This is a genomic window from Actinoplanes sp. NBRC 103695 (assembly GCF_030269485.1).
GTDB lineage: Bacteria > Actinomycetota > Actinomycetes > Mycobacteriales > Micromonosporaceae > Actinoplanes.
In genome coordinates this window covers 1-5,751 of record NZ_BSTL01000081.1, presented here as the reverse complement: position 1 = coordinate 5,751, position 5,751 = coordinate 1, and the positions used below count along the sequence as shown (strand labels likewise).

Below are 5,751 nucleotides of genomic sequence, written 5' to 3'. Positions count from 1 at the left end.
ATACGCTATCTGCCGTTGCTCCTCCTGCGAATACGCTATCTGCCGTTGCTCCTCCTGCGAATACGCTATCTGCCGTTGCTCCTCCTGCTGCTGTTGTTCCTCCTGCGAATTCGGCCGCTTTGGCGGCACTACCTCGCCCTCGCTGGCCGGCCACCGGTCCCATGTCCGAGAGTCGAGATACCACACAACACGAGAACGACCATAACGCCAGTGCAACTGCTTGGCTTCGTCCCAACTCCACGTCTGAGGCCTATTTTTAATATCGTAGGTCGTCACGTCACTGCCCGGCCCACCCACCCCGGGCGCGGTAGCCAACTTCACCCGTTTTCTATCATAGTATGCGGCGTCATCGGCTCGTTTTTTCCTTTTTTGCTCCTCCGTCAGTCCCTTTTCCCGGGAATTCTCATAAGTGGTTCGTCGCCACTCCTTTTTCTTGTCTTTCTCCTCCTGCGTAGGGTACTTTCTTTTCCTTTCCTTCTCCCTTTCCTCATCCTGTTGCCTCTGCTGCTCCTCTCTTCTCCATCGCGGGAGGTCGGGATGGAGTGCATTCATCTCCTCGAGTCTGTCGTATTCGTTTCTGATTGCATCGGCGTTCCGGCCCGACAGCAACACGCCGTGGTAGGCCAGCTCGTAAATCTCCTCCGAAGAGGCTCGGTCACGGCGGAGAGTCAGCAATCTCTTCCCGACCTTGACGGCGCCGTGTTCAGGGTGTTCAGGGAGGTAGACTGTATAGTCTGACGGCATTCGTCTGCCTTTTAACTCCTCGAAACCGGCGCGGAAGTAAAGGGCGTAGTACCTAGAATGGAAAGCGACGGGTTCGCTTGCCGGGACGCCCATGATTTGCAGTAGTTCAGCCTCGGACTCACGCACCTCAGGGGGTGCTGGTGGAACGTAGTAGTTTTGGTGGCGTTCCCGAGCCGTCTGGCTTCTCTGCTCTTGTGCCCGTCTTCCCGTGTAGTCGTAACCTGGATGTTTTATGTTATTTGCGTCGTTCGTCGCGATGAGATAGTCAAGAGTGTCTTTGTCCGGGTGACCCGCAGGTAGTTCCATCCGGAACAGGGCGAACACGTCCAACTCCGCCTTGCTGAATGGTTTCATCTCTTTCGCGCGCTTCCACCGGGCAGAGACTGTAATGCCCGCATCCTCGTCTGCTTTCTTCCCGGAGATGTTCGTGCTTTGTCGCTTCAGGATTGCTTTCGTGAACCCTGCTGCCCATTCTTCGCCGGTCCGGGGCTTGCCTGCGGTGGGGTAGGTGTGTGTTGGTGGGTCGGTGAGGGCGTCGAGGGTGTGTCCGTCGGAAGGGGCAGAGGGCTGATCGCCGTCTGGTCCGAACACGGCCTGCTGGTGGTGGATGTCCCATTGGGCGAGGTCGCCGTCGGTGTTGACGGGGTAGCGGCTTGGTCCGGTCAGGGTGTCAGGTAGTCCGGCCGGGGTGTCGAGGGTGAATGGTGTGACTGCTGCGGGGCCGGGGATGGCGGGGTCGTAGATGTGGAGGTTTCCGTCGGTGTCGCGTTCGATCACGACCATGTGCGCGTCCTCGCCGGGCTGGCGTCCCCACGCGAGGGTTGCCGCGCCGGGGCGGAGGTCGTGCAGGATGTGCGCGGTGCGGGGGGTGCCGAAGAAGGCTGCGGTGTCAGGGGTACTCAGCAGCGCGACGGCTTCGTCGACGGGTCGCTGACCGGAGTCGACAGGTCGCAGACCGTAGAGGCCGTTATCGCTGCCGGAGCGGGTTTGCAGCGCCCGCAACGCCGCCACGGACCGGGGGGTGCAATCGGCTGCCTTGTCAGGGGGTGGGCCCAGTGTGGCTTCTACTTGGGCGGCGGCCTGCACCAGCGACCTGGCCGGCTCACGATCCCCGCCGGTCAGGAACGACGACAACACGTCGCCGATCGGCGGCATCGCGGTGTGGGTGTCTGGCCGTCGCGGGCGGGACGTCGCTGTGGTGGTGGCCTCGGCGGGCAGGGGTGCGAATCGGGCGCTGTCGAAGGTGCTGGGCAGACGTCCCGCATCGATCCGGTCTGCGGACAGCGGCAACACCGCGAGGTCGTCGGGGTCGCTGACGATGAGGAAGGTGTCGGTCTGGTCGGACGAGGTGACCTCGACCAGAGTTCGGGTATTGAGCGGTAGTTGAGCGAGGGTGCCGGTCAAGTCGCCGATCGTCCACGCCGCAGCCGCGGTGTCCGGGATGGTGGCGTCCGTCTGCAGGGTGCCGTAGCGTTCGCTGACCACCTCGCCGGGCAGGCCGACTCGAGCCGTGTCACCCAGCAATCGGGGTTGACCCCGCAACGGACCCTCTCCCGCCGTCATCCACGGCTGCTCCGCCCCGGCATGACCAGGTTGACCGGGAGGCAGGATACGCACGCCGGTGGCCCGGTCAGGGCTGGTGAGCCGATGCCGCGGGTCAATCGGCGCCACCCGGGGATCGCGGAACGCCAGCAGATCGGTACGGCCTGGGAGGTCCATGCCGAGACGAGTGTCCCCGGTGCGCTGTTTCGCCTCTTCCAGCGTGACGGTCTCGGTCAGCGTGGCGTCCGGGACGTCAAACGCGTGAGCCGGCAACCTGCCGTCGAACCAGTCTTGCAGCTCCCGTACCGCCGCCGTCTCCGGGCCGTCCTCCGACCGGACCGCCGGAGCAAGCTCATCAACGATCTGGTTCACCGACCATGCCAGGGCAACGAACTCCTCCAGAGCCCGCCCAAACCCTATCTGCCGGATCTGCCGCTGCACATCACTGACCAGACCGGCATCACCACCAGGGCCATCATTCACCACACGGCCGTTCACCTGCGCAACGAGGTTGTCCCACAACCCACGAACACCCGCACCGTCGAGCACACCCGCCACCACCGGACCCAGCCGCGACAACAACTCCCGCAACGCCCCATGCCGCGCAACCAACTCCCGCTCAGTCCCCGGAAAACCAGGACGAGCAACACCCTCCCCCACCTCACCCGGCAACGCCATAAACACCGACGGGCCACCACTGCCATAACCATAAAAGCCGTATCCCGACGGATCGGCCTGCTCACCACCAGGGGCCGCCGACCCACCAGACGAACCCAAGAAATCATACGGATCAACCGTCCACGGCCCCCCACCCGACGACGAACCCGGCAACGAAGAACCCGGCAAAAACGAACCAGGACCCGAACTACGAGCCAACGACGAATACGACACATCCGTATGCGAGGTCGTGCTATACGGGTCCGTGCTATACGGGTCCGTGCTATACGGGTCCGTGCTATACGGGGCGGTGCCATGACCAGCCGAATACCCCGGAACCGGCGGCACATCACCGAAACTGGAAGGACCACCACTCAAACCAGTCGTCGTAATCGGATACTGCGGATCCACCGAAAGGCCACCAGGATCCGCCACAGCATCGAACACCGCAGACTGCCCCGGATCGACACTGCCACCATCATCGCCCAGCCACCCCTCAGCGTCAGCGGACGTCACTTTCCAAGAACGATTGCCCGAGCGATCGTAAAACCACCTATCACCACTCTGATCGACCCCGTCGTACAAACCCGAATTCGAGTCGTAACGCACCACCACACCATTACTCAAACGCACCCACGCGGGCCGATCCGTCCGGCTACCCGAACCCCCGGCAGCGCCCGACCCGCCACCCCGCTTCCGCAACCGCCCACCACCAAGGTCACCACTCGACTCCCGCCGATGCCGCTTCCCATCCCGCTGCGACCCCGCCTGCGACTCCGGCTGCGGCACCTGCCACGACTGCGACTCCGCTTGCGGCGCCTGCCGGCCGGAGCTGCTTCCCAGCCCGACCTCCTGCGCGTACGCCTGAGCCTGCAGATGCGTATAGTCCTCGGCCCGGTACGCCGGCCAGGCACCGTCATCCGTAGCGTCCGGCACCTCACCCCCGGCTGCGGAAGGCCCCGCGCCGACGGCTTGCGCCGCCTGCCTAGCCTTCGCCCCCGGCAGGTTGTAGGCGAACGCCTCAACCTCAGCCTTGTCCGGATGATCCCCCAGCTTGCTGCCGCGATACTCCCTGCCGAGATACTTGGCCCACCCGACGGCGGCCCAGGCCAACTTCTCCTCATCATTGAGACGAGACCCTCTGGAGAGCACGTTATGGATCCGTGATTGGCTTGGGCTCCTGTTAGCCCATCCCATCGCCTTGCGGGGGTCCTGGTATTTGCGGGCCAGTTCGGGGATCGCCGCGGCGTATCCCGCGCCGGAGTACTGATACGTCTCCAGGAATTGCGCGTTGGTGAACCAGCCGTCGTCGACCAGTCGCCCTCTTATCTCACTGCCGGTGTAGGAAGGCATTTCACCCGCGGTCGTCCAGCGGCGCAGCCAATACGCGGCGATGTACGAGATGTCACCCCCCGCGGCGTCCACGACCTGCGGATCCTGACGAATCGCACCGTTCTCATCCCGTACGGCCGCAACGATCGCGCCCGTCTCCACACCCTTCTCGTAGGAAGCCTGGAAGGCATCGATGGCCTTCCGCTCCCACTCAGGGATACTGCGATTATCGCCGCCAAGCATGGCTGCAGGCGCGGCGCTACCAGCGTCCAGCACATCCCCGGGGTGACCCCGCAAATGGTGAAAGCGCCTCTTCTGAGGATGGCCTTTCTTCTCGACGTCCTGGATCCACCTCTGAGACCGGACGTGTACACCGATCTCCTCCTCGTGCCAGTACCTCCCTTTGCCAAGGTTGTTCGACCATCGCGCTCCGATGTCCGAAAGGTCGTTCCGGTCATACTTCTCAGCGAGTTTTTCCTTCTTTTTGGTGGGGGGCCTGTCGTTGTCCCCGAATTCCTGCAGGTAGATTTTTGTGTCCGCGACCAGCTTCGCCTTCGAGGGAACCGTCCCCGTCCCCCCGGTGGGCAGTGTCCTGCTGGGGGAATCGGTCAGGGCCTCGAGCATCGATTCGGGGGAATCGGTGAGGGCTTCGAGGAGGGATTCGGTGGCGGATCCGGACGGGTGTGTATCGATGTCTGGTCCGTGGACCACACGCCCGGTCGTAGGGTCCCATTGCGCCAGCTGTCCGTCGCCGCCGGTGATGAATCGGGCCGGGCCGGTCAGGCTGGCCGGCAACGGACCCGTTTTCAGGTTCACCGTCTGGAAACCATCGGCGGTGTCACCGCGCGCGCCGTGCGGGTCCCAGACCACGACCCAACCCGGTATGCGGGTGCCCTCCACCAGCACCACATGCGCGGCGGCGCGTGGGCGGCGAGTCCACACCGCCGTCCTCGCGCCCGGGCGCAATTGATCCAGCATGCCCACCGACGGTCGGTCGAACGAGCCCTCCAGCATCCGGGCGAGAACATCCACGTCCCGGTCACCGGATGAATCGTCACCCCGTAACGGCACACCCGATTTGTATAGCGCCCACACCGCCCGGGGAACACAGTCGGTGGGATCCCGGTCGGGGACACCGAACCGGCGGTCGGCCTCACCGGCCGCACGCCGCAACTGCGCCGACGGCGCCAGCACCGGCGCATACCGCAGGCTGCTGAACTCACGCGGCAACCGGGCCGGGCCAATCCCCGACTCGGTCTCCTGCACCACGACCAAGCCCTGCGGCTCGCTGATCACCAGCACGCCATTCCGCAGGGTCGCCTGGGGCATGATGCGGACGCCTCTGGCCTGGTCAGCGCCGACCTCCTCATGCTGGTCGTTGATCGCCCGAACGCTGTTGTCGGCAGCTTCGAGCAGGTCGGTCCGGCCGGGCAAATCCACGGGCAGGCCGTGATCGTCAGCACGTCGTCCGGCGTC

Annotated in this window: 1 protein-coding gene; it reads right to left on the bottom strand. The window is 64.4% G+C overall.

The window, feature by feature from the left end; translation table 11 throughout:
* The coding region (locus QSK31_RS48210; RefSeq protein WP_285691946.1) for a hypothetical protein at positions 1-5,715 on the bottom strand (5,715 nt) is incomplete at its 3' end.
* Positions 5,716-5,751: the final 36 nt, after the last annotated feature.